Annotated in this window: 21 protein-coding genes and 2 pseudogenes; 8 read left to right on the forward strand and 15 right to left on the reverse strand. The window is 64.6% G+C overall.

Annotation, left to right across the window (positions count from 1 at the left end; all coding sequences use genetic code 11):
* The 3 genes and pseudogenes from LJY18_RS07110 to LJY18_RS07120 all read left to right on the forward strand — a co-directional run.
* Positions 1–193: pseudogene (locus LJY18_RS07110) on the forward strand (alginate export family protein); the annotation flags it as partial.
* Positions 194–273: 80 nt separating this feature from the next.
* The gene (locus LJY18_RS07115; RefSeq protein WP_238041130.1) at positions 274–1,047 is read left to right on the forward strand and encodes a type IV pili methyl-accepting chemotaxis transducer N-terminal domain-containing protein; all 774 of its coding nucleotides are present in this window, start codon (positions 274–276) and stop codon (positions 1,045–1,047) included.
* A gap of 68 nt (positions 1,048–1,115) precedes the next feature.
* Complete coding sequence (locus LJY18_RS07120) at positions 1,116–1,793, forward strand: Crp/Fnr family transcriptional regulator (RefSeq protein WP_238041131.1); 678 nt, start codon at positions 1,116–1,118, stop codon at positions 1,791–1,793.
* 66 nt (positions 1,794–1,859) lie between these two features.
* On the opposite strand, the gene LJY18_RS22665 is transcribed toward LJY18_RS07120, so the two are convergent.
* The 9 genes and pseudogenes from LJY18_RS22665 to norR all read right to left on the reverse strand — a co-directional run bounded on the left by LJY18_RS22665 (position 1,860) and on the right by norR (position 11,123).
* Positions 1,860–2,708 (reverse strand): methyl-accepting chemotaxis protein, encoded by an 849-nt coding sequence (locus LJY18_RS22665; RefSeq protein WP_442964478.1) that lies wholly within the window; start codon positions 2,706–2,708, stop codon positions 1,860–1,862.
* Between the two features lie 18 nt (positions 2,709–2,726).
* Positions 2,727–3,455 (reverse strand): annotated as a pseudogene (locus LJY18_RS22670) (type IV pili methyl-accepting chemotaxis transducer N-terminal domain-containing protein); the annotation flags it as partial.
* A 97-nt stretch (positions 3,456–3,552) separates the two neighbouring features.
* Positions 3,553–4,056, reverse strand: a complete 504-nt coding sequence (ubiT, locus tag LJY18_RS07130) for a ubiquinone anaerobic biosynthesis accessory factor UbiT (protein WP_238041133.1) — start codon at positions 4,054–4,056, stop codon at positions 3,553–3,555.
* Positions 4,053–4,940, reverse strand: coding sequence for a U32 family peptidase (locus LJY18_RS07135; RefSeq protein WP_238041134.1), 888 nt, complete (start codon positions 4,938–4,940; stop codon positions 4,053–4,055). The genes ubiT and LJY18_RS07135 overlap by 4 nt, the downstream gene beginning before the upstream one ends.
* A 10-nt stretch (positions 4,941–4,950) precedes the next feature.
* Entirely contained in the window at positions 4,951–5,946 is a 996-nt protein-coding gene (gene ubiU / locus LJY18_RS07140; protein WP_238041135.1) for a ubiquinone anaerobic biosynthesis protein UbiU, read from the reverse strand.
* 131 nt (positions 5,947–6,077) lie between these two features.
* Positions 6,078–7,310, reverse strand: a complete 1,233-nt coding sequence (locus LJY18_RS07145) for a molybdopterin molybdotransferase MoeA (protein WP_238041136.1) — start codon at positions 7,308–7,310, stop codon at positions 6,078–6,080.
* Positions 7,307–7,864: a molybdenum cofactor biosynthesis protein B gene (gene moaB, locus LJY18_RS07150; RefSeq protein ID WP_238041137.1), complete on the reverse strand. Its 558-nt coding sequence runs from the start codon at positions 7,862–7,864 to the stop codon at positions 7,307–7,309. Before moaB ends, LJY18_RS07145 begins: the two co-directional genes overlap by 4 nt.
* Positions 7,865–8,036: 172 nt before the next feature.
* Positions 8,037–9,383, reverse strand: a complete 1,347-nt coding sequence (locus LJY18_RS07155; RefSeq protein WP_238041138.1) for a coproporphyrinogen III oxidase — start codon at positions 9,381–9,383, stop codon at positions 8,037–8,039.
* A 210-nt stretch (positions 9,384–9,593) separates the two neighbouring features.
* On the reverse strand, positions 9,594–11,123 hold the full coding sequence (norR, locus tag LJY18_RS07160; protein ID WP_238041139.1) for a nitric oxide reductase transcriptional regulator NorR: 1,530 nt from the start codon (positions 11,121–11,123) through the stop codon (positions 9,594–9,596).
* 157 nt (positions 11,124–11,280) lie between these two features.
* Here norR and ytfE point away from each other — a divergent pair, with 157 nt between their 5' ends.
* The gene (ytfE, locus tag LJY18_RS07165) at positions 11,281–11,946 is read left to right on the forward strand and encodes an iron-sulfur cluster repair protein YtfE (RefSeq protein WP_238041140.1); all 666 of its coding nucleotides are present in this window, start codon (positions 11,281–11,283) and stop codon (positions 11,944–11,946) included.
* Positions 11,947–12,011: 65 nt separating this feature from the next.
* Here ytfE and LJY18_RS07170 read toward each other — a convergent pair whose 3' ends face one another.
* From LJY18_RS07170 to LJY18_RS07190, 5 genes are all read right to left on the reverse strand, one after another.
* The gene (locus LJY18_RS07170) at positions 12,012–12,455 is read right to left on the reverse strand and encodes a CopD family copper resistance protein (RefSeq protein ID WP_238041141.1); all 444 of its coding nucleotides are present in this window, start codon (positions 12,453–12,455) and stop codon (positions 12,012–12,014) included.
* Positions 12,456–12,507: 52 nt separating this feature from the next.
* A complete protein-coding gene (locus LJY18_RS07175) occupies positions 12,508–13,698 on the reverse strand; it encodes an NnrS family protein (protein WP_238041142.1) in 1,191 nt (396 codons plus the stop codon).
* A gap of 40 nt (positions 13,699–13,738) precedes the next feature.
* Positions 13,739–13,912, reverse strand: a complete 174-nt coding sequence (locus LJY18_RS07180) for a hypothetical protein (RefSeq protein WP_238041143.1) — start codon at positions 13,910–13,912, stop codon at positions 13,739–13,741.
* An 86-nt stretch (positions 13,913–13,998) separates the two neighbouring features.
* Positions 13,999–14,349 (reverse strand): hypothetical protein, encoded by a 351-nt coding sequence (locus tag LJY18_RS07185; protein WP_238041144.1) that lies wholly within the window; start codon positions 14,347–14,349, stop codon positions 13,999–14,001.
* A gap of 408 nt (positions 14,350–14,757) precedes the next feature.
* The gene (locus LJY18_RS07190; protein WP_238041145.1) at positions 14,758–15,774 is read right to left on the reverse strand and encodes a zinc-dependent alcohol dehydrogenase family protein; all 1,017 of its coding nucleotides are present in this window, start codon (positions 15,772–15,774) and stop codon (positions 14,758–14,760) included.
* 245 nt (positions 15,775–16,019) lie between these two features.
* Here LJY18_RS07190 and LJY18_RS07195 point away from each other — a divergent pair, with 245 nt between their 5' ends.
* The 4 genes from LJY18_RS07195 to LJY18_RS07210 all read left to right on the forward strand — a co-directional run bounded on the left by LJY18_RS07195 (position 16,020) and on the right by LJY18_RS07210 (position 22,998).
* Complete coding sequence (locus LJY18_RS07195; RefSeq protein ID WP_238041146.1) at positions 16,020–16,937, forward strand: LysR family transcriptional regulator; 918 nt, start codon at positions 16,020–16,022, stop codon at positions 16,935–16,937.
* Between the two features lie 232 nt (positions 16,938–17,169).
* Positions 17,170–18,411, forward strand: a complete 1,242-nt coding sequence (gene mexE, locus LJY18_RS07200) for a multidrug efflux RND transporter periplasmic adaptor subunit MexE (RefSeq protein ID WP_238041147.1) — start codon at positions 17,170–17,172, stop codon at positions 18,409–18,411.
* Positions 18,412–18,424: 13 nt separating this feature from the next.
* Entirely contained in the window at positions 18,425–21,598 is a 3,174-nt protein-coding gene (locus LJY18_RS07205; RefSeq protein WP_238041148.1) for an efflux RND transporter permease subunit, read from the forward strand.
* The gene (locus LJY18_RS07210; protein WP_238041149.1) at positions 21,595–22,998 is read left to right on the forward strand and encodes an efflux transporter outer membrane subunit; all 1,404 of its coding nucleotides are present in this window, start codon (positions 21,595–21,597) and stop codon (positions 22,996–22,998) included. Before LJY18_RS07205 ends, LJY18_RS07210 begins: the two co-directional genes overlap by 4 nt.
* A gap of 127 nt (positions 22,999–23,125) precedes the next feature.
* Here the strand turns inward: LJY18_RS07210 and LJY18_RS07215 are convergent, their stop codons facing one another.
* Positions 23,126–23,338: a hypothetical protein gene (locus LJY18_RS07215; RefSeq protein ID WP_238041150.1), complete on the reverse strand. Its 213-nt coding sequence runs from the start codon at positions 23,336–23,338 to the stop codon at positions 23,126–23,128.
* Positions 23,339–23,362: the final 24 nt, after the last annotated feature.

Genomic DNA, 23,362 nt, shown 5'->3' on the forward strand with positions numbered 1-23,362 from the left:
GGCGGCCTGGTACCACGACTTCAGCGCCGAACGGGGTAGCAGCCAGTACGGCGATGAAATTGATGTCTCCTACGCCCACCCGATTCCCGGCGTGAAGGGCCTGGTCGGCCTGATCAAGTACGCTGCCTACGATGCCGATGAGTTCTCCGTGGACACCGACAAGCTCTGGCTGCAGGCACAGTTCAGCTATTGATCGATAGGCTCGGTCGATTTTACCGAGCGCACCCTGGGCGCGTCTTCCCTGTGGGAGGCCGCCCCACCTGGAGAGATTCCATGCGCAAGAAAAGCTGGTACGGACTGCTGTTCGGCCTGGTGCTCCTCAGCCCTTCGCTGTGTGTGGCCATCGGCGTCGCTGAGGCGGTCAACCTGTCGGGCATGCAGCGCATGCTCAGCCAACGCATCGCCAAGAATTACCTGATGATCGGCGCCGAGGTTCGGCCTGAACAAGCCAATCAGCAGCTCGATGAGAGCCTTGCACGTTTCGAAAGCAACCTCCTGGCCCTGGATGGCTATGCCTCCAGCCCGCCCATCGAGCAGCAACTGCAGCGCGTCGCCCTGCGTTGGCAGGAGTACCGCAGCCTGATTCTGCAGCGCCCCGACCGCGACTCCGCGCTGCGGGTGCTGACCCTCAGCGACCAACTGCTCGCCGAAAGCGAGACCTTGGTGGCACAGATCGAACGATCCAGCGGCGGTCGCACTGCGCAACTGGTCAACCGCAGTGGACGCCAGCGCATGCTCAGCCAGCGTATCGCCAAGCTGTATCTGGCCTTGAGCTGGAAGCTGCCGCAGCAAGAGCTGCAGATCCAGTTTGAGCAGGCCGTGGACGAGTTCAACCAGACCCTGGACGAGTTGCGCGCGGCACCGGAAAACAATGCGGCTATCAATGCGGCACTGACCAAGGCCAGTGCCCAATGGGAATTCTCGCGACAGGGTTTTCAGCTGTCCGAGGACGCCCGCTATGTGCCGACGCTGATCAGCATAACCTGTGAGACGCTGCTCGAGCAGATGAACGGCCTGACTCGGGCCTACGCCGAGCTGCCCCTTTAGAGGTAGTCCTGAGGAGGAATGGGCAGCCCCGGTTGGCACACCTAAGATGGTGCCTACTGAGGTGAACCATGCTGAGCGACTCTACAACCCTTGCCATTCTGCGCGAGCACCAGTTGTTCGATAGGCTGCCCGACAGCGCTTTTCAGGAAGTCGGCAACCTGGCGATTCATCGACGCTTGCACAGCCTCGACATCCTTTTCCACCAGGGCGATGTGGCGGAGCGTTTCTACCTGTTGCTGGAAGGGCAGATCATCCTGACCCGCGTGCTGCCGGAAGGTAACGAAAAGCTGGTCGAGGTGATCCAGCCGGGGCAGATTTTTGTCGAATCCCTGCTATTTAGCGATACCCGCCACTATCCGGTAACCGCCAGCGCACTGAAACCCAGCAGCCTGGTGAGCATCGACGGCGCCCACTATCGCCATCTGCTCGAAGTTCAGCCGAGTATCTGCCTGGAACTGCTGGCCAGTTTCAGTACGCGCCTGGACCAACGCCTGACCGAAATCGACACCCTGGCCGTGGCCAATGCCAGCCGCCGCGTGGTGCGCTTCCTCTGCCAGGAACAGGCGGCCGGCAATGGGCAGATCAAGCTCAGCGTGCCGAAACGCCTGATTGCCTCGCAACTGGGAATCCAGCCGGAAACCTTCTCGCGCATCCTCCATCGGCTGATCGATGCCGGGCTGATCGCCATGGAGCGGCGCAATATTCGCATCATCAATACGCCCAGACTGGCCAGCTACTACGAGTGAAAACGCACGCCCGACGTCGCAGTCGGGCCGTAATGGGCAGACCAGCGCTGCCCATCGAGCGCCCGATCAATCCTGCAAACGGAAACGCCCGGTCAGCGCTTGCAGGCCATCCATGCTCTGGGTGATGGCCTGGCTGGTCGACGCGGTATCGCGGGTGGAAACGGCCGCCTGATCGGCGACTCCAGCGATATGGGTCAGCGAACGGTGCATGTCGTCGGCCACCTGGCACTGCTCCTCAGCCGCCGTGGCGATCTGATTGGTCATGCCGCGAATCGACTGCACTGCACCGACTATATTTTCCAGAGCGCCCTGGGCGGCTTCGATCTGCTGCAAGGTGGCATCGCTGCCGCGCCGTGACTCGTCCATGGCCCGGCCGGCACGCCCGGTTTGCTGCTGCAGGCGTTCGATCAGGCCGCTGATCTCGCCGGCAGAACTCTGCGTCCGTGCGGCCAGGCTACGCACCTCATCGGCGACCACGGCAAAGCCCCGGCCCTGCTCCCCCGCCCTGGCGGCTTCGATGGCAGCATTCAGTGCAAGCAGGTTGGTCTGGTCGGCAATCGCGCTGATCACTTCCAGCACCCGACCGATTTCCTGACTGTCGGCGGCCAGCTGCAACATCAGCTCGGACAATCCCTCGACATGCCCGGACAGTTCGCGAATGGCGGCGACCGAACTGCGCATGACTTCACGGCCATTGCCGGTTTCGCTGTCGGCGGTATCGGCCGCCAGCGCGGCCGCCACGGTGCTGCGCGCGACCTCCTGGGCGGTGGCGAGCATTTCGTGCATGGCGGTGGCCACCTGGTCGATCTCGGCCTGCTGGCCGACCACGCTGCGTGCACTCTCGCCGGCCACCGCGGCCATGTGACCGCAGTGACCATCGGCCTGATCGGCGGCCAGACGAACCGCACGGATCATCTCGCTGACCTGTTGCAGCAGTCGGTTATAGTCGCTGCCGATCCGGCCCAATTCATTGTCGGCGTAAGCCACCACCAACTGCTGGGAAAAATCGCCCTGGCTGACCCGTTCGAGCCTGCCGCGCAGCTCTTCGAGTTGGCGCATCAGCCAACTCATCCCGGCCACCCGCCCGAGTATCACCAGCAACAGGATGGCCAGGGTCGAACCGAGCGCCACCCAGCGCTGCACGCTGGCACTGCGGTTGGCCTCGGTCGAGATCAACAGCACCACCTCATTGCTCGCGGCCAGCAGGGATTCCGAGTCGCTGGCAAGCGTCTGCAGCGCGGCGCTGTCGCCCTGGGCAACGGCCAGCACCAGCGTGCGGTACCGGTTCCAGGCCTGATCGACCTGGCGCAGACGCTCCTGGGCGGCCGGCAGTTCCACCGCGGCGACGCCCTGCGCCGGATCGCCGTTAACCAGCAGTCGATGGGCGCGTTCGAAGCGTTGCAGGGTCGCCTCCAGACTTGCCAGCGGCAGCGCCCCCTGCGCGACCAGCAGGCTCTCCTTGGCCATTTTCTGGCTGAGCATGCGTTGCGCGCCGGCCATGTCCAGTTGCCTGGCATCCTGGTCGGAAGTGAACAGCACCCCCGCGGTGAGCGCCGCGCAGAGGAAGATCAGGCTGTAGGAAAAGAAGAACTGGGCGTTGAGGGTGCGCAGGCCAAAACCGCGCAATAGCCGCTGAATTCCGTGCGCCAAGGTGTCAGACATGTCGAGTCCTTTTGCATCATGCAGTTTGATTGATCATTCTTGGTAGCTCGGCACAGCGTTGCAATCAGACCTCAGGTGTAATTGCTCAGCGGCCGGCCTAGGAAAAAACTTCGGCCTTGGCCTTCTTCTGTGCGGGGACTTCAACCGCCTCGCCCAGCGCGCAGATCAACTGCCACAGCCGCGGTGGCAAGCCATCGGGATCGAGGCTGTCGAGCAGGTTCTTGATGCCCAGGCCCAGGTCGGTATCGCCTTCGATCATCAGGCGGCGGCGGAAGAACAGGGTGTCCGGGTCCTCCTGACGACTGGCCAGCAGGAGGAACTCGCGCCAGTTGCCGCGGATGCAGACATCCACCGGCGCCTCGGCGGCGATGCGCAGACCATTCTGGTCGCGGGTCAGGCACCAGGCCAGCTGCAAATCGCTGATTTCCAGGCGTAGCCAGCGGCCCTGCAACAGATCGAACTCACCCTCCGCCAGGGGTTCGGCGAACAGCCGGGCAATGACCTTTTCCAGTACCAGGCGCTGCAGCGGGAATGGCACATGGCGGCCCAGCGGCAAGAGTGGCGGGCCGACCCGCATGACCAGGCGGGCAAAGGTCTTCATAACACCACCTCGTCGGCGCGCAGCATGCCGGCGCGACCGTGCCAATAACCGTTGCAGCCTTCCACCGCCAAGGGCGGCAGCGCGCCGCAACGTACCGTGTCGAAGGCCGAAATGACCCCGGTCATGCCCTCGGCGCGCGGGCTCAGGCGTAGCAGATCGGCGCCGGTCTCGGCCAGTTGCGCATAGTCGGCGAGCAGGTTGTTGACCTTGGCCGACATGGTCTGGATGCCGTTGAGGGTGAACAACGCCTCGCCCTCCTGACTGTGCAGGACGATGCCTTCCGGGAAACTCTCGCAGCAGATCTGGCAGTCGTCCTTGGGCCGGTTTTCCGCGCGGGCGGTAAAGCAGCGTGCCGAGTAGGCCAACGGCAGATGCCCGTAGGCGAACAGTTCCACCTGCGGACGCGCCAGGCCGAGGCTGTCGAGTTGCTCCAGGGTGTTGCGGATCAGCGCGCCGGAGCATTCGACCGGCGGCACCCAGCGCTGCAGGCCGCAGTCAATCAGCTCGGCCAGGGCATGGCCGTTGTACAGGTTGAGGGCGGGCCCGGCGACGAAAGGCAGCTTGCGCTCGCGCAGGAACTGCACCGCGCCCATGTCGTTGGCCTCCACCAGCAGTTCGCCGTTGTCGCACAGGCGCTTCAGGCTGGACAGCTCGGAAGCCGCCTCGACCAGCGCCAGGCCCGACAACACCAGTTCGGCGCGCGTGCATTCGGCCAACTCACGGGCCAGGCCGAGCCAGTCATCCAGACCGAGGGCGCGCCGCTTGGAGCACACCGTCTCGCCGAGGTAGATGACATCGAGTGGCTGCTCGGCCATTTCGGCATAGAAATCCAGCAGCTTTTCGCGGCTCCAGTAGAACAGGACGGGGCCCAGACTGAGCTTCATGATGATCTCCTCATTGCCAGGAACGATGGTAGGCGCCCAGCGTGGTCTGGCTGCCCTCGGACAAGCTGTCCAGGGCGCTGCGCCACTGCGGCTGCACCGTGAAATTCTGTGGCGCGCTGGCGTAGGCATCCAGCGCCGAGCGCCAGACCCGGGTGACCTGCTCGACATAGGCCGGGCTGCGTTGGCGCCCCTCGATTTTCACCGCGGTCACGCCGATCGCGGCGAGCTGCGGGATCAGGTCGAGGGTATTCAGGCTGGTCGGCTCTTCCAGAGCATGGAAGCGCTGGCCGCCAACCAGGAAGCGGCCCTTGCACAGGGTCGGGTAACCGGCCGGTTCATCCTTGCCATAGCGGTCGATCAGCACGCCATTGAGGCGCGAGCTGAGCCCCTCGGCATCCTCCTGCCAGCGCACCGCCTTGGCCGGCGAACAGACGCCGCACAGGTTGGGCGACTCGCCCGTCAGATAGGATGAAAGGTGGCAGCGGCCCTCGGCCATGATGCACAGGCTGCCAAAGGCGAACACCTCGATCGGCACCGGACTTTTTTCCGCCACCTGGCGCACCTGCGCCAGCGACAGCACCCGGGGCAGCACCGCGCGGCGGATGCCGTAGCGCTGCTGATAAAGTGCCAGCGCGGCGGCATTGGTCGCCGAGCCCTGCACCGACAGGTGCAGGTTGAGACCGGGATGCCGGCGGCTGGCATATGCCAGCACCCCCGGATCGGCGGCGATCAACGCATCCACGCCCAGCGCCGCGGCCTGGTCGACCGCCCGCTGCCAGCGGGCCCAGCCATCCGGCTGGGCATAGGTATTGACCGCGATATACAGCTGCCGACCCTGCGCCCGGATCAGCTGCAGACCGCTTTCGAGCTGCTTGTCGTCGAGGTTCAGGCCGGAGAAATGCCGGGCGTTGGTGTCATTGCGAAAACCGACATAGACGGCGTCGGCGCCCTGCCGCACCGCGGCCTTGAGGGCAGGCAAGCTGCCTGCTGGACAAACCAGTTGCATGAAAACTCCTTCCGGGCGGAATACTGTCGGGCACTTTAGGGGGTGGCTCCGAGCGGGGCCTTGACCGCGGTCAACTAGCCTCGACTCGCGGGCAGGGCCGACTGCAATGTGCAGCCGGCAACGCTCAGGCGTTAATGCAGAAGCGCGCTGAACGGCAGGTAATCGAGCAGATCGCCCTCCTCCAGGGTCTGCCCGACCTCGACCAGCGCCAGGCCATCGGCCCAGCAGGCCGAGGTGAGCATGGCCGAGCCCTGCTGCGGGTGCAGGCACACGCGCAACTGGCCGTCGCGCGCTTCCAGCCGTGCCCGCAGGTACTGGCGGCGAGAATTGGCCTTGCGCCAGGCGAATCCGGCCGACAGGCGCAGGGCCTGTGGCATGACATCCAGGCAACCCTGGGCGCGCAGCAGAAAGGGCCGCGCCACCACCAGCGCGGTGATCAGGGCGGCCGCCGGATTGCCCGGCAAGCCCAGCCAGGGTTTGCCGCCCACTTCGCCGAAGGCCAACGGCTTGCCTGGCTGGATCGCCAGGCGCCACAGGTGCAACTCGCCCAGTTCGCGGATCGCCTGCTTGAGGTGATCCTCCTCGCCGACCGACACCCCGCCGGAGGTGATCAGCATGTCCCACTCCGAAGCGGCCAGGCTCAGGGCATCGCGGCTGGCCGCCAGTTCGTCGGCCATGATTGCGTAATCGTGGACTTCCAGGCCGAGACTGCTCAGCACTGCGGCCAGGCTGTAGCGGTTGGCGTTGTAGATTTGCCCGGGCTGCAGCGCCTCTCCCGGTTCGCGCAGCTCGTTACCACTGCTCAGCAGGCCGACCCGCAAGCGCCGATAGACCGCCACCCGGTCGATGCCGAAGCTGGCCAGCAGGCCCAGTTCCTGCGGCCGCAGGCGCTGCCCGACGCTCAGCACCGGGGTGCCTGCGGTCAGTTCCTCGCCACGCCGGCGCACATGCTCGCCGCCCGTTACCGGCGGCAGCCACACCCGCCCCTCCTCGAGCCGGCATTGCTCCTGCATCACCACGCTGTCGGCGCCCGCCGGCAAGGGGGCGCCAGTGAAGATGCGCACGGCATGGCCTGCCGGCAAGGCTTGCGCCGCCGCATCGCCGGCCGCGATCCGCCCGGCCAGTGGCAGGCAACCACCAGCGGCCGGCAGATCGGCGGCGCGCAGGGCATAGCCGTCCATCGCACTGTTGTCCCAGGCCGGCACCTCGAATGGCGCATGCAGCGGCTCGGCCAACACCCGCCCGAGGGCCTGGCCAAGGGCTACCCGCTCCACTGGCGGCGGTGTCGGCGCGCGCGCCAGCAGTTCGGCGATGGCCTGGTCTACCGGCCGCAGGTTGTTGCCGTCGCAGCCGCAGGCACTCATGAACGGGCTCCGCAGCGCGCGACTTGCGGCTGATCGGCCAGGCGCTTGAGGTGGGCGACGAAGTTGCACGGCCCGGTGCGACTGTCCAGCTGCTCACGGAGGATCTTCTCCCAGGCCGTGCGACAGGCATTGGGCGAACCGGGCAGGCAGCAGACCAGCGCGCCATTGCTGATCCCGGCCAGTGCACGCGACTGCAGGCTGGAGGTGCCGATCTCATCCAGGGAGACCTGGCGGAACAGTTCACCGAAGCCATCGACCAGCTTGTCCAGCAAGGGCGCCACGGCTTGCGGGGTATTGTCGCGCGCGGTGAAGCCGGTGCCGCCGGTGATCAGTATCACCTGCACCAGCGGGTCGGCGATCCAGGCACAGACCCGCGCGCGGATCTGCCAGATATCGTCGATCACCAGCGCCCGTTCGACCAGCGCGTGGCCGGCCGCCTCCAGTCCCTCGATCAGGGTCTGCCCCGAACTATCGGTAGCCAGAGTGCGGGTGTCGCTGACGGTCAGGACGGCGATGCGTAATGCCTGGAATTCGGCGCTGGACAGATGAGCCATGCTGGAAGCCTCCATAGAATGTCTGGCCGCAGACTGCACCGGTAGTTTGCTACAGCCCATTCCTCGTTGGAGGTATGCCCCCGGCTGAACGGGCCTCACCCCCTCGTTGCCAGCGGCTTGCAGCGGCGTTTACAGCGGCTGCGACTCAGGGTCGCAGGGGCCTGATGAGCGACTAGACGGCCCGGGAAACCGATTGCACGCGCGGCGCCCCGCTGTAGCGATCGAACAAGCGGCACACCGAGTACACCAGCAATCGGCCGGCGGGAAGAATAGCGATGGACGCTGCGTCGAGCATGATCAGACCGTCGCGCTGCATCTGCTCCAGGGCCGGCCAGGCATCGGCGAAGTACTCGCGAAACACCAGGCCGAAACGCGCCTCGATGCCTCGAATATCCAGGCCAAAGTCGCAGATCAGGCGTTCGATCAGCTCGCCACGCAGACGGTCGTCAGGCCCGCAGCGAAAGCCACGGCAACTCGCCAGCTGGCCCCTGTCAAGCTGGGCCTGATAGCCCTGCAGATTGCTGGTGTTCTGTACGTAAAGGCCGTCGATCTGGCTGATGGCGGCAACGCCCAGGCCGACATGATCGCAGTCTGGGTGCCGGCTGAAGCCCTGGCAGTTGCGCTGCAAGCTGGCGTTTTCCTGAGCGATGACCAGATCGTCATCCGCCAGGGCGAACAAGCCCATGCCGACATAGCGATAGCCCGCCAGGCTGAGCTGCTCGACGCCCTGGCGCTGCATGGCCAGCTTGTCCTCGCGGTCAGACAGGCCTCTTGCGGCCAAGCGGCCCAGCGGCCGATAACGCTGCGGCGGATCGGCATAGTCGAATACCGTCACCCGATTCGGCTGCAGTTCGACGATGGCCGCCACCTTGCGCGCGAAACTCGCGCGGGTTTGCCAGGCCCGGCCATAGCCAATATCGATATTCACCGAGCGATAGTTGAGCGCGCGGGCGGCATCGATCAGCGAGCGGATGTGCCTTGGGTCCTGCCAGGCCAGCGTAGCGTCACTGCCCGCGGCCAGATCAGGAACGCCAATACTGACGTGATTGAAGCCCAGTTCGCGCAACCGGCCCATGGTCGGCCAATCCGAATCGGCCAACTGGATCTCGATGCTGTAGTCGCCCGTGTCGTAATCGAGAAAATTGAAGCGCTTGCGCAGATGAGTCATCAGCCGCAGCAACTGAGCGGCGCTGGGCGTACTGCCGCCCGCCAGGTGAAATTGTTCGACGCGCTGCTGAGCACCCAGGTGGCAGCCGATGGTGTCGATCTCCCGCTCCAGGCGCTCCAGGTAGGCGGCGAAGTCGCTTGGCGAGCCACTGGCGCGCTGCTGGTTGATCGGCAACTGCACGGCAAGCGATAGCGCTCGCCGGGCCAGTCGGCTGCCACGCAAGGCGCGCAGCAGATCCAGCGAACCAATACCGCGATGAAAGGCGCTGGTCTCGGGATAGCAGCTATGGCTGGCATCGCCATGGGCGTAGCGACCGAGCAGCTTGCTGTCCCAACTGTTGGATTCACGCATCTGGCTCTCCCCCGTATGACCGCTAACACAGTGTCGGGGTATTGCCGGAATGCCTCATTGACCTGAGTCAACCTTGGGAAAAGCCGCGTATCCGGGTCGATCTGCTGCGCTCGAGCGAAGGTTGGCGCAAGACCACGCCTAGGTCCTGTGTGCCTATGCAGGATCTGCGACACCGCTCACCTGGCTTGAGTGAGCTGGCTTGCGGGCCAATCACTTCAAGCGCAGACGCCGCGCCAGTTTGTGCAGGTTGCTCGGGTCGAGGTCGAGCAGGCGCGCGGCACTGGCCCAGTTATCGGCGCACACCTCCAGGGCTTGCAGGATGCTCTGACGCTGACAGGCTTCGACGGCCTCGCGCATCGAACAGACGGCCGCTACGGGCGTATCTTGCTGCGCCAGCGCCTCGCTGGCGCCTGACCGGCGCACGCCATTGTCGAGGTCGAGCAGGTCGGGTTCCAGGGTCAGAATCTGCGTGCGACTGGCACCGCGACTGAGCAGCTTGATCGCCGCACGGCTGATCACATGCTCCAGTTCGCGCACATTGCCCGGCCAGCCATAGGCCAGCATGGCCCGCTCCGCCGCTGGCGACAGGCGCATGCTGCGCAAGCCCAGGCGCGCGCGATTGAGTTCGAGGAAGTGTCCGGCCAGCATCAGCACATCGTTGCCGCGCTCGCGCAACGGCGGAATCGGCACCGGATACACCGACAGCCGGTGATAGAGGTCGGCGCGGAAATGGCCGTCGCGAATGCTGTCCGGCAGGTGGCGATTGGTCGCGGCGATGATGCGCACGTCGACATGCAGTGGCTTGTCCGCACCCAGGCGCTGGATCTCGCCATTCTGCAGGGTGCGCAACAGCTTGGCCTGCACGCTGAGGGGCAGTTCGCCCACCTCGTCGAGCAACAGGGTGCCGCCATTGGCCGCATCGAAGCGCCCGGGGCGATCGCTGGTGGCACCGGAAAAGGCGCCTTTGACGTGACCGAACAGCTCGCTTTCTGCCAGTGACTCGGGCAGTGCTGCGCAGTTGACCTGAATCAGCGGCTTGTTGCGGCGCCGCGACAGACGGTGCAGGTGACGGGCGAACAATTCCTTGCCCACTCCGGTTTCGCCCAGCAACAGCACCGGCAACTCCGAGTCGGCCACCACCTCCAGCTCGTTCAACAGTTGGTGGATGGCCTGGCTATGGCCGAGGATTTCACTTTCCTCGGTGACCTGGGCGGCCGTCTGTACATCGCTGCGGGCCAGGCGCAGGCTGCGGTTTTCCTGCTCCAGGCGCGTCACCCGGACCGCCGCTTCGATCATCAGGGCATAGCGCTGCAGATCGCGCCGGGCATTGCTGTCGAAGGTGCCGGCATGCAGGGCGTCGAGCGTCAGGGCGCCCCACAGTTGGCCCTCGACATACAGGCTGACGCCCATGCAGTCATGCACCGGCAAGGGCTCGCCGACATGCGCGTCGAGCAAGCCGTCGTACGGATCCGGCAGGCGACTGTCCGGCTCGAACCAGGTCGGCTCGCGATCAGCCATGATCGCCGCCAGGCGCGGGTGCTGGGCGATCACGAAACGCCGGCCGAGCGCTTCATGCACCAGGCCCACGGCGGCCAATGGCCGCAGGCTGTCGCCATCCAGACGCAACAAGCCCACGGCGCCACAATTGAAGTGCTCGCGCAACGTATGCACCAGACGCTGCAAGCGCACGGCATTGGGCAGTTCGGTGATGAGATCGGCGAGCAGACTGCTTTCCATCATGGTATTTATCACCCTAATTGGTCGATCGGACCCTAACAGATCGGGGTTTTATCGACCATATGAAATAGAAATACCTTTGTTTTCAAGTGCTCGATCCTGGCACGGGTGCTGCTATTGACCTAAGCACCCCCATCGACCGATGCACAAGGAAATCGCCATGAGTCCGACCCTTCTCGACCAGCCCCTTGGCAGCCTGGCCTGCGAGATACCCGGTGCCACACGGGTGTTTCATGCCTTCAATCTCGACTTTTGCTGCGGCGGCCACAAGAGCCTGCGCGAGGCGGCGGCCCTGCGCGGCATCGAACCCGACGTGGTCGCCGCCGAACTGGACAGCCTGCAGGCCCGCGGTGGCACGCAACTGGACTGGCGCACCGAGCCCAGCACACGCTTGATCGAGCATATCCTCAAGCGCTATCACGCCCGCCATCGCGAGCAACTGCCGGAACTGATCCGCCTGGCCTGTCGGGTGGAACAGGTCCACGGCGACCGCGCCGATTGCCCGAACGGCCTGGCCGACTTGCTGCGCGACATGCAGCAGGAACTGGAGAGCCACATGCTCAAGGAGGAGCAGATCCTCTTCCCCATGCTCCTGAGCGGTTACGCCAAACAGGCCAGCGCACCGATCTCGGTGATGCGCTTCGAACACGACCACCACGGCTTGGCACTGGAACAGATGGAAGCCCTGACCCACGGTCTCACCCCGCCGCAAGACGCCTGCAATACCTGGTGTGCGCTGTACCGCGGGCTCAACGAACTGCACGATGACCTGATGCAGCACATCCACCTGGAAAACAACGTGCTGTTCGTCGCCGACCAGGCTTAACCCTATTCAGCGGTTCAATCGCCGGCATGCCGGCGATGCCTGGGTATCCGCCAAACCGGGCCAGATCACCAGCTCAGATAGAACATGCCCTTGGCCAGCAGCACGATGCCAACCATGTGCGCGAAAAGGCTGACGTGGATGATGCGCAGATATCGCGCATTCATGCGCTTGCTCCTGAACAGCCACATGGCGCTGAAAAAATGCCCCAGCACACTGGCGGCGAGCATGATCTTCAGGGTCAGCAAGGTATTGAAGGACGACGCCAGCGGCGCGGCCAACGCCGGCAGATAACGTAGCCAGAGCATGCCGAGGCCGGCGCCGAACAACGCCAGCAACACCCAGGGCATCAATTGCCGGGCACGCCGACCGACGCCCCGCTCGATCAGACGCATCGCCTCGGCCGGCACCTGCTTGCGCACGCTTTCCAGGATCAGCACTTCGAAGAACACCGTGCCGATGAAGATCAGCGCGGCGAACAGATGGAGGGTCAGCAGAATCGGATACATCATCGGCTACTCGCAGGCAGGACAGCTATTGACAAGGCATCACGCCCATACGCATTCACCCCGGATGGCCATCCACGCGGGCACTGCACAACATCGGCCCGTAGCGCCAGGCGAACAGGACAAAGGCCAGGCTCCAGCATCCGGCGGCCAGCCACAGCCCCCACAACGGCCAGACTTCGATCAGGCCAACGCGAATCAGGCAGGCCAACTGCATCAGGATAAACGCCAGGGTCATCCCGCTCGGCGGCGTCAGCGGGCGACCGGTATGGCCCAGGCTGACGCGGGCAACCATGGCCAGGATCAAGCCGCCAATGGAGCCGACGGTCAGGGCATGCAGCGGCTGGCTGGGGTTGCTCAGCAGGCCAAGGTGCCACAGCGCCATGCCCAGGCAGGCCAGGCCCAACCAGGCATAGGCCAGGTGCAGCGACCAGAGCAAGGGCACCCGCCACATGCCCGGGTCATACCAGCGCGCCAGGCGCAGCAGATGGCCGATCGCGAGTAGCGCGAAGAGCAGGCCAAGCCAGGCGCCGGGCTGCAAGGCGATGCCGGCGGCATACAGGATGGCGACCAATGCCGAGCCCAGCAACAACAGCAGATCGAGCCAGGGCCAGGGCTGCACGCCCGTCACTCGACCCAGCCCGCGCTGGGTGAAGAATGGAATCACCCGCCCACCGATCAAACCCATCATCGCCGCAACCAGCCAGACTCCGGCCAGGACGCCCTGGCGCTGCAGGACGTCGCTGGCACCGGCCAGCCCAAGCACAGCAACGGCATCCGCAGCCGTCAGCAGCAGCAACACCGCCACAATCGGGTAGTTGCGTTTCTGCCGGGCCTGCCATAGCGCGCGGCCCATAACCGCGGCCACCGCCAGCGGGAACGCCAGCTCCAGCACGGCCAGTACTGGCAACGGCAGGTCGCTGAGCCAGGCCAGTCGCGCCGCCAGCCAGAGCAGCGCCAAGAACGTCAGCGGGCGCCCCTGCAGCCCGGGCTGGCCGGTCCAGGTCTGCACTGCTGACAAGAGAAAGCCGGCAATGATCGCCAGGGCGAAACCGAACAACAGCTCATGCCGGTGCCAGGCCAACCAACCGCCGGCGGGCTGCCACTCGCCGATCCAGCCACTGTAGGCTGCCAGCCAGAGCGGCACGGCCAGCAGGGCGAACAGGCAGCCGCCCAGAAAGAACGGCCGAAACCCCAGACGCCACACCGGGGTAATCGCCAATGCCTTGCGGCGGTCAAGCACTTGCATGATGCAACTCCTTAAGCAGGCCGAGCGCAGCCGGGTCCGTTTACTCAACCAGCATGAAGGCAATCCAACCGAGCGCCAGCAGGCCCAACAGTGACCAGTGATTGATCAAGCGCGAGCATGCGCCAGCAACGGCAGCCTGTCGCCCGCGGCGAGCCAGCTGTGCGGCAAAACACTCGGCCCCTTGTTCCAGATTGCCAGTCATGACTTCAAACATAATGATCGCTCCTTTGCAGTAACAGGCCACTGACCAGCGTCAAGCAACCGCTGAAGTAGCCTGACAAATACGGATCGCCTTGAGCATCAGTGGATTGCTTGCAGGCGGCCAGCCTGGCGACTGACCCGATCGCCCTGGTGGAACTGCGCATTGGGCGAACGCACTGTGGTTTCCTCGCCTTGCGCGGTCTTGACCACATAGGCGCGCTGGCTCAACCCGCTGACCTGCTGAGCCCCCTCCCCGGCAAACACGCCAATGCCCGCGCCGACTAACGCGCCCAGCGGGCCGCCTGCGGCGCCACCTATCAGCACACCGCTGAGCCCGCCGTATAACGCACCGACGCTGTTGTCGGCAGTTTCCTTGATCACCTCGTCTGCCTGTGCACCGGCAGCGCCGAGCAAGGCGGCGCTAAGGAAAAGCATGTTGAACAATTTCATGACTGACTCCGGTTCAATGATTCGTTTCACCATTACTAATCCAGAAATCGTGCCAACATTTAAGCTATATAATTCAATACCTTGAGAAGGTTAAGGTCATTATAACCATCCATCAAATGGTTATAATGACCCATAAAAAGTCAAAATGACTACATTGCCGTACGAGGTATCGACTAGAGAGAAGGGCTAGGTTGGCGCTCAAGCCTGGAGACATTACGACCGGGTGGCGTTTCGCTTCGAAGGGATGATCTCCAGGCCGCTACGATCTGGAATGATCCGCGATCCACCGGCAGGGCGGCTTCGGAGCCAAGCGGCAACCCGCCAGATGTGCGCCGCGACAAGCAGCCACACTGCACTGCCTGCGGCGAAGCGCGCCAGGGCAACGCAGTCCGGCACAGGCTGGCGCGATCAGGGTAGCAGCAGCGCTACTCGCCCACGATTGGGGCAGGTTTCCATGTAGCGATGAGCCGCGATGAAGTCTTCGAAGGCAAATACCTTGTCGATGACCGGCGTGAGCACCTGATCCGCGGTCAACTGATTGATGTGGTGCAAGGCACGCTGCACGGCTTCCTGATTGGGCTCGATGCCCATTTCTGGAAGGCCGGTGAAGTCGAGCACGCAATGACGGAAGAACTGCAAGTGCTTCTTGAACGCGGCGCACGCCGGAAAAGCCGTGTCGTTGCCCCCGTTGACGCCACACATGATCAGTTTTCCGCGCAACGCGGCGACATCTCCGAGCAGCTTCATCTGCTGGCCGGCGCACTGATCGAGGATCACCTCGACCCCCTTGCCCTCGGTGTAGCGCTCGATTTCCAGGACCAGGTCCTGCTCTTCGGTGACCACCACCTTGTCGGCGCCCAACCCGCGCAGGAACTCGCGGTTACCCGCCTCGCTGGTCGAGGCGATGACCGTGGCGCCCAGCGCCTTGGCCAGTTGCACGGTCTGCGGGGCCAGGCAACGGCTGGCCTCGGTGATCAGTACATGCTGGCCGGGTTGCAACTTGGACAGGTCGACCAGGGCAAAATAGGCGAACAGCAGCGCGGAGTAATGCACGCTGGCCTGCAGCGGCGACAACACCTCCGGGTATCGGGTCAGGGCGTAGCGTGGCATCAGCACCAGATCGCCCCAGGTCGGGTAGCGATTGGCCGTGCTGGCCGGGAAGCTGGCGACCGGCGTACCGACTTCAAGGTCGTCGACGCCCTCGCCCAGGGCCTCGATGGTACCGGCCAGTTCGCTGCCCATGCCGGCGGGTAAGCGGGCCTGCTCGGCGGCCAGATTCTGCCGCCACAGAACATCGTTCCAATTCAGCCCTACGGCCTGGACGCGCACCAACACCTCGCCTGGGCCAGGTGTCGGGGTTGGCAACTCTTCATGCTGAAGCACTTCAGCGTCGCCGAATTTATGGAAACGGATCATGTGGGACATCGTTACCTCAACCTCTGATCACGAATTGACACTTCAATGACTGTGGACTTTATCTGCTGATGTCCGCCAACACCACCCGCTGACATTGATAGTTGTCATGCCTGGCAGTGATTGCCGGCTTTCCTTAACGGCATTACAGCTCGTACTATTCCCCGGCGCAGGCGCACATTGGCAACGCATTGCTGGAAAGTGCAGCATGCCACGCCTGATCGCATCAAGGCCGCTTCACTTCGAATGGTAACCGGATGAACCGTAACGACCTACGCCGCCTCGATCTCAACCTGCTGATCGTGTTCGAGACGCTGATGCACGAGCGCAGCGTGACCCGCGCGGCGGAGAAACTGTTTCTCGGCCAGCCGGCGATCAGCGCCGCCCTCGCCCGCCTGCGCAGCCTGTTCGACGACCCACTGTTCGTGCGCACCGGTCGCAGCATGGAACCGACCGCCCGCGCCGAGGAAATCTTCGCCCTGCTCTCACCGGCGCTGGATTCGATCTCCACGGCGGTCAGCCGTGCCGCCGACTTCGATCCGGCAACCAGCACCGCGGTGTTTCGCGTCGGCCTCTCGGATGACGTCGAGTTCGCCCTGCTGCCCGCCCTGCTCCGGCGCCTGCGCGCCGAGGCGCCCGGGGTGGTGCTGGTGGTGCGCCGGGCCAACTACCTGTTGATGCCCAACCTGCTGGCATCCGGCGAGATCTCGGTGGGCGTCAGCTACACCGAGGAACTGCCGGCCAACGCCAAGCGCAAGACCCTGCGCCGCAGCAAGCCCAAGCTGCTGCGCGCCGACTCGGTGCCGGGGACCCTGAGCCTGGATGACTATTGCGCCAGGCCGCATGCCCTGGTGTCCTTCGCCGGCGACCTCAACGGCTTTATCGACGCGCAACTGCTGAAGATGGGCCGCAGCCGCAAAGTGGTGCTGGCGGTACCGCAGTTCAACGGCCTGGGCACCCTGCTAGCCGGCACCGACCTGCTCTCGGTGGTGCCGGACTACACTGCCGCCGCCTTGACCGCCGCCGGTGGCCTGCGCGCCGAGGACTTGCCCCTCGAGACCCAAAGCTTCGAAATGTCGATGGCCTGGCGCGGTGCCCAGGACAACGACCCCGCCGAGCGCTGGCTGCGCTCGCGGATCCAGATGTTCTGCGGCGACCCGGACAGCCTCGACTGAAGCGCCGCGGACAACTGCGCTCCGGCATCAATCTCGCTGCTGGCACGCGCCAGTCTGCCCGCCAGCAGCTGCAGAACCGTAGCGGTCCTCCTGCACCAATATGACCTGCTCTTGATACGGGCCGTGCAATCATCATTCCCGGTGATATCCATCTTCGCGGCATTCGATTCGTCCGCCGCCACCTCGCCCCGCAGACTCCGCCCATCCATAACACCCTGCGGCGGAATCATCCATGGAACAGCCCAACAACCCTATCTGGCAGTTGCCTTTGGCCCTTGCCACCGTACTAGTGCTCAGCGCCTGCGGTAAAACCCCGGAAGCGAGCGCACAGATGCCGGCCGCGCAGGTCAGCGTCGCCGAGGTGATCGAACAGCCGATCAACGAGTGGGATGAGTTCACCGGCCGCCTGGAAGCCCCGGAATCGGTGGATATCCGCCCGCGGGTATCCGGGTTCATCGACCGGGTGGTGTTCGACGAAGGCAGCCTGGTGAAGCAAGGCGACCTGCTGTTCCAGATCGATCCGCGGCCGTTCGAGGCCGAGTTCAAGCGTCTCCAAGCCCAGTTGCAACAAGCCCGCGCCAGCCAGACCCGCGCCCTCAGCGAAGCACGTCGTGGCGAGCGCTTGCGCAAAAGCAATGCGATATCCGCCGAACTGGCCGACGCCCGCGCCAGCGCCGCCCAGGAAGCCAAGGCCATTGTCGCCGGCATTCAGGCCGAACTGGACAATGCCCGCCTCAACCTGAGTTTCACCCGCGTCACCGCGCCCATCGACGGCCGGGTCAGTCGCGCCGAAGTCACCGCCGGCAACCTGGTGACTGCCGGGCAAACCCAGCTCACCTCGCTGGTCAGCACCGACCGGGTCTACGCCTACTTCGATGCCGATGAACGGGTGTTTCTCAAGTATGTCGAACTGGCCCGCAAGGCCGGCAGCAATACCCGTGATGCCAGCCCGGTCTATCTCGGGCTGTCCAATGAAGAGGGTCATCCGCACTTGGGCCAGCTGGATTTTATCGACAACCAGGTTAACCCCGAGACCGGCACCATCCGCGGCCGTGCGGTATTCGACAACGCCGCCGGGGCCTTCACGCCGGGCCTCTATGCACGGCTGAAACTGGTCGGCAGCAGCCTCTATGACGCCACCCTGATCAAGGACGAAGCCGTCGGCACCGACCTCGGCAAGAAGTACGTCCTGGTGCTCGGTGCTGACAACAGCGTGAACTACCGTGCCATCGAACTGGGGCCGAAGCTGGACGGTTTGCGCATCGTCCGCAGCGGCCTGGCCAAGGGCGAGCAGATCGTGGTCAACGGCTTGCAGCGCGCCATGCCAGGCTCGATTGTCGACCCGCAGAACGTGCCCATGGCCGATGCAGAAACCCTGGCCAGCCTCGCGCGCCAGCGTCAGCTCGTCGAAACCCGCAACACCCCGAGTATGGCGGTGAAGAACCTGTCCTCTCCTTCGGCGCCGCGCAGCTAACAGGGTTACGACGATGAATTTCTCTCAATTTTTTATTCAGCGACCGATCTTCGCCGCGGTGTTGTCGCTGTTGATCCTGATCGGCGGGGCCATCTCGCTGTTCCAGCTGCCGATCAGCGAATACCCGGAAGTGGTACCGCCGACGGTCGTGGTCCGCGCGGCCTTCCCCGGCGCCAACCCCAAGGTGATCGGCGAAACCGTGGCTTCGCCGCTAGAACAGGCGATCACCGGCGTCGAAGGCATGCTCTACATGTCATCCCAAGGGACTGCCGACGGCAAGATGTCGCTGACCCTGACCTTCGCCCTGGGCACCGACCTGGACAAGGCCCAGGTCCAGGTCCAGAACCGCGTGACGCGGACCATGCCGACCCTGCCCAGCGAAGTGCAGCGCCTCGGTGTGACCGTCGACAAGGCGTCGCCCGACCTGACCATGGTCGTGCACCTGACCTCGCCGGATGACCGCTACGACATGCTCTACCTGTCCAACTACGCCGCGCTCAACGTCAAGGACGAGCTGGCGCGGCTGGACGGTGTCGGTGACGTGCAGCTGTTCGGTCTGGGCGACTACTCGCTGCGCGTCTGGCTCGATCCCAACAAGGTCGCCTCGCGCAACCTCACCGCCACTGACGTGGTCAACGCCATCCGAGAACAGAACCGCCAGGTCGCTGCCGGCTCCCTCGGCGCGCCGCCAAGCGACGCGGGTAACAGCTTCCAGTTGTCGATCAACACCCAGGGCCGACTGGTCAGCGAGGAAGAGTTCGAGAACATCATCATTCGCGCCGGGGATGACGGCGAGATCACCCGCCTGCGAGACATCGCCCGCATCGAGCTGGGCTCCAGCCAGTACGCCCTGCGCTCGTTGCTGAACAACAAACCGGCCGTGGCCATTCCGGTATTCCAGCGTCCCGGCTCCAACGCCATCGCCATCTCCGATGCGGTGCGGGCACGCATGGCCGAGTTGAAGCAGAGCTTTCCCCAGGGCGTGGACTACGAAATCGTCTACGACCCGACCATCTTCGTCCGTGGCTCCATCGAGGCGGTGGTGCACACCCTGCTCGAAGCCATCGTGCTGGTGGTACTGGTGGTGATCCTGTTTCTGCAGACCTGGCGCGCCTCGATCATCCCCCTGGTCGCCGTGCCGGTGTCGCTGATTGGCACCTTCGCCGTGATGCACCTGCTCGGCTTCTCGCTCAACGCCCTGTCGCTGTTCGGCCTGGTGCTGGCGATCGGCATCGTCGTCGATGACGCCATCGTCGTGGTGGAGAACGTCGAACGTAATATCGGCCTGGGTAAAACGCCGGTGGAGGCCACCAAGCAAGCGATGAAGGAGGTCACCGGACCGATCGTCGCGACCGCCCTGGTGCTCTGCGCGGTGTTCGTGCCGACCGCCTTCATCTCCGGCCTCAGCGGGCAGTTCTACCAGCAGTTCGCCCTGACCATCGCCATTTCCACCGTGATCAGCGCCTTCAACTCGCTGACCCTGTCGCCGGCCCTGGCCGCCGTGCTGCTGCGCAGTCACGATGCGCCCAAGGACGGTTTCTCCCGCTTGCTGGAAAGGCTCTTCGGTGGCTGGTTGTTCACACCCTTCAACCGCCTGTTCGACAGTGCCAGTCATCGCTATGTCGGCGCGGTGAAGCGTGTGCTGCGCGGCAGCACGATAGCCCTGGTGATCTACGCCGGCTTCATGGGCCTGACCTACCTGGGCTTTGCCAACACCCCGACCGGGTTCGTCCCGCCACAGGACAAACAGTACCTGGTGGCCTTCGCCCAGCTGCCGGATGCCGCCACCCTCGACCGCACCGAGACGGTGATCAAGCGCATGTCGGAAATCGCCAGCAAACACCCCGGCGTGGAAAACACCGTGGCCTTTCCGGGGCTGTCGATCAACGGCTTCACCAACAGCCCGAACAGCGGCATCGTCTTTACCCCCCTCAAGCCTTTTGACCAGCGCACTGACCCGTCGATGAGCGCAGGTGCTATCGCCGCCGAACTGAACGCCCAGTTCAGCGAGATTCAAGATGCCTATATCGCCATCTTCCCGCCACCACCGGTGCAAGGCCTGGGCACCATCGGCGGTTTCCGCGTGCAGGTGGAGGACCGTGCCAACCTGGGCTATGACGAACTGTACCAGCAGGTGCAGAACGTCATCAGCAAGAGCCGCAACGTGCCTGAACTGGCCGGGCTGTTCACCAGCTACACGGTCAACGTGCCGCAGATCGACGCCGACATCGACCGCGACAAGGCCAAGACCCACGGCGTAGCAATCAGCGACATCTTCGACACCCTGCAGGTCTACCTGGGTTCGCTGTACGCCAACGACTTCAACCGCTTTGGCCGCACCTACCAGGTCAACGTCCAGGCCGAGCAGCAGTTCCGCCTGGAACCGGAGCAGATCGGCCAGCTCAAGGTGCGCAACAACCGTGGGCAAATGGTCCCCCTGGCGGCCTTCCTCAAGGTCAGCCCGAGCGCCGGACCGGATCGGGTGATGCACTACAACGGCTTCCTCACCGCCGAGATCAACGGCGCCGCGGCCCCCGGTTACAGCTCCGGGCAGGCTGAAGCCGCCATGGAGAAGCTGCTCAAGGAAGAGCTGCCCAACGGCATGAGCTACGAGTGGACGGAGCTGACCTACCAGCAGATCCTCGCCGGCAACAGCGCGCTGTTCGTCTTCCCGCTCTGCGTGCTGCTGGCCTTCCTGGTGCTGGCCGCGCAGTACGAAAGCTGGAGCCTGCCCCTGGCGGTGATCCTGATCGTGCCGATGACCCTGCTGTCGGCCATCACCGGGGTGATCCTCACCGGTGGCGACAACAACATCTTCACCCAGATCGGCTTGATCGTATTGGTGGGCCTGGCGTGCAAGAACGCCATCCTGATCGTCGAGTTCGCCAAGGAGAAACAGGAGGAAGGGCTCGACCGCGTCAGCGCCGTGCTGCAAGCCTGCCGCCTGCGTCTGCGACCGATCCTGATGACCAGCTTCGCCTTCATCATGGGCGTGGTGCCGCTGGTGCTGTCCTCCGGCGCCGGCGCCGAGATGCGTCACGCCATGGGCGTCGCGGTGTTCAGCGGCATGCTCGGGGTGACCTTCTTCGGCCTGCTGCTGACCCCGCTGTTCTATGTGCTGATCCGCGCCTTCGTGGAGAAGCGCGAGGCGAGCAAAGCCGCGCGTTTGCTGGAGGTGCAGGCATGAGAGCAGTCGTTGGCAACACCCTGACAATCAGCCTGCTCGCCCTGGCGCTGAGCGCCTGCGCCGTCGGCCCGGACTATATAAGCCCACCAACCGCGCCGGCCAAACTGACCAGCGCCGCAACCGGTCACTACGACCGCACCCAGTTCGAAGCGGTCTGGTGGCAGCAATTCGATGACCCGACGCTGAACCAGCTGGTGCAGCAGTCGCTCGCGGAAAACCGCCAGCTGCGGGGGGCTTTTTCCCGCCTGCGTGCGGCGCGGGCGATCCGCGACGACGTGGCCAACGACCACTTGCCAACCATCAGCAGCCGCGCCAGTGGCGCGTTCGGCAAGGCCCAGCAGCCCGGCATCAGTAGCCAACGGGTCACAACCGAGCGTTATGACCTGGGCCTGGACATGGCCTGGGAGCTGGACCTGTTCGGCCGTATCCAGCGCCAGCTGGAAGCCAGCGAGGCGCAGATCGAGGTGGCCGAAGCCGACTTCTACCAGTTGCAGGTCAGCCTGATCGCCGAACTGGTGGATGCCTACGGCAACTTGCGCGGCGCACAACTGCGTGAACGTATCGCCCGGGAGAACCTGGCTAACCAGCAGGAGTCGCGCGGCATCACCGAGCAACTGCGTGATGCGGGGGTCGGCAGCGAGCTGGATGTATTGCGCAGCGACGCGCGCCTGGCCGCCACCGAAGCCAGCCTGCCGCAACTGCAAGCCGAACAACTGCGCGCGCGCAACCGCATTGCCACCCTACTAGGTCAGCGACCCGAGCAATTGACGGTGGATCTGTCTGCGCAGCCATTGCCGGCGATAGCCAAGGCGCTACCGATCGGCGACCCGGCTGAACTGCTGCGCCGCCGCCCCGATGTGCGCGCCGCCGAACGCCAGCTGGCGGCGGCTACGGCAAGCATAGGCGTGGCCACCGCCGACCTGTTCCCGCGGGTCAGTCTGTCGGGTTTTCTCGGTTTCACCGCCGGGCGCGGCTCGGCGCTGGGCTCCTCGGCGGCGCGGGCCTGGGGCGTGGCGCCGAGCATCAGCTGGGCGGCGTTCGATCTGGGCAGCGTGCGCGCCCGCTTGCGCGGCGCCGAAGCCGAGGCCGATGGTGCCCTGGCCAACTATGAGCAGCAGGTGCTGCTGGCCCTGGAGGAATCGGAAAACGCCTTCAGCGACTACGCCAAGCAACAGCAACGCCTGCTCGCCCTGCTGCGCCAGTCGGAAGCCAGCCGCGCCGCCGCCGAGCAAGCGGCGGTGCGTTACCGCGAAGGTGAAGTGGACTTTCTCGTGCTGCTGGATGCCGAGCGCGAGCGCCTGGCCGCCGAAGACGCCCAGGCCCAGGCCGAAGTCGAGCTGTACCGCGGCATAGTCGCGATCTACAAGGCGCTGGGCGGCGGTTGGCAGCCCAACGCCTAGCGTCGAATCTCTCCCCAAGGTTGGCCAAGCCAACCCCTTCCCGCCCCACGGCAGTTGCTCCTTGCCGTGGGGTTTTTTTTTGGGTTCTGGACACGTTAAGTATTGCCCAACCTGCGCTGACAGCTGTTCAGCAGAGATCATGGGCAAGATTCGACATCACGCTGTCGCGCAGCACACTGTGCAGTAGCCAGGGGGACGCCCAGTTCTTGCTGGCAATTGGCAGATCAACAGGATCCGCCGGAGTGCCGGACTGCAGCAAGCCGTTACCTACAGGGTTTTGCTGCATGCAACACATAACCGGGACAGTGCCTTTAACATCAGCCAGGCTGTCCAGCATCATTTGCGCCACCTGCTCGATTGCGCG

The sequence above is a fragment of the Pseudomonas sp. MMS21 TM103 genome, from assembly GCF_022132145.1.
Taxonomy (GTDB): domain Bacteria; phylum Pseudomonadota; class Gammaproteobacteria; order Pseudomonadales; family Pseudomonadaceae; genus Aquipseudomonas.

Coding starts and splice junctions, on each gene's coding strand:
- LJY18_RS07205 (WP_238041148.1), top strand. CDS start 18,425: ATGAATTTCTCTCAATTTTTTATTCAGCGACCGATCTTCGCCGCGGTG.
- LJY18_RS22665 (WP_442964478.1), bottom strand. CDS start 2,708: ATGATCCGTGCGGTTCGTCTGGCCGCCGATCAGGCCGATGGTCACTGC.
- LJY18_RS07135 (WP_238041134.1), bottom strand. CDS start 4,940: ATGAAGCTCAGTCTGGGCCCCGTCCTGTTCTACTGGAGCCGCGAAAAG.
- moaB (WP_238041137.1), bottom strand. CDS start 7,864: ATGGCTCATCTGTCCAGCGCCGAATTCCAGGCATTACGCATCGCCGTC.
- ytfE (WP_238041140.1), top strand. CDS start 11,281: ATGAGTCCGACCCTTCTCGACCAGCCCCTTGGCAGCCTGGCCTGCGAG.
- LJY18_RS07120 (WP_238041131.1), top strand. CDS start 1,116: ATGCTGAGCGACTCTACAACCCTTGCCATTCTGCGCGAGCACCAGTTG.
- LJY18_RS07185 (WP_238041144.1), bottom strand. CDS start 14,349: ATGAAATTGTTCAACATGCTTTTCCTTAGCGCCGCCTTGCTCGGCGCT.
- LJY18_RS07195 (WP_238041146.1), top strand. CDS start 16,020: ATGAACCGTAACGACCTACGCCGCCTCGATCTCAACCTGCTGATCGTG.
- norR (WP_238041139.1), bottom strand. CDS start 11,123: ATGATGGAAAGCAGTCTGCTCGCCGATCTCATCACCGAACTGCCCAAT.
- LJY18_RS07145 (WP_238041136.1), bottom strand. CDS start 7,310: ATGAGTGCCTGCGGCTGCGACGGCAACAACCTGCGGCCGGTAGACCAG.
- LJY18_RS07210 (WP_238041149.1), top strand. CDS start 21,595: ATGAGAGCAGTCGTTGGCAACACCCTGACAATCAGCCTGCTCGCCCTG.
- ubiT (WP_238041133.1), bottom strand. CDS start 4,056: ATGAAGACCTTTGCCCGCCTGGTCATGCGGGTCGGCCCGCCACTCTTG.
- LJY18_RS07190 (WP_238041145.1), bottom strand. CDS start 15,774: ATGTCCCACATGATCCGTTTCCATAAATTCGGCGACGCTGAAGTGCTT.
- mexE (WP_238041147.1), top strand. CDS start 17,170: ATGGAACAGCCCAACAACCCTATCTGGCAGTTGCCTTTGGCCCTTGCC.
- LJY18_RS07170 (WP_238041141.1), bottom strand. CDS start 12,455: ATGATGTATCCGATTCTGCTGACCCTCCATCTGTTCGCCGCGCTGATC.
- LJY18_RS07115 (WP_238041130.1), top strand. CDS start 274: ATGCGCAAGAAAAGCTGGTACGGACTGCTGTTCGGCCTGGTGCTCCTC.
- LJY18_RS07215 (WP_238041150.1), bottom strand. CDS start 23,338: ATGATGCTGGACAGCCTGGCTGATGTTAAAGGCACTGTCCCGGTTATG.
- LJY18_RS07180 (WP_238041143.1), bottom strand. CDS start 13,912: ATGTTTGAAGTCATGACTGGCAATCTGGAACAAGGGGCCGAGTGTTTT.
- ubiU (WP_238041135.1), bottom strand. CDS start 5,946: ATGCAACTGGTTTGTCCAGCAGGCAGCTTGCCTGCCCTCAAGGCCGCG.
- LJY18_RS07155 (WP_238041138.1), bottom strand. CDS start 9,383: ATGCGTGAATCCAACAGTTGGGACAGCAAGCTGCTCGGTCGCTACGCC.
- LJY18_RS07175 (WP_238041142.1), bottom strand. CDS start 13,698: ATGCAAGTGCTTGACCGCCGCAAGGCATTGGCGATTACCCCGGTGTGG.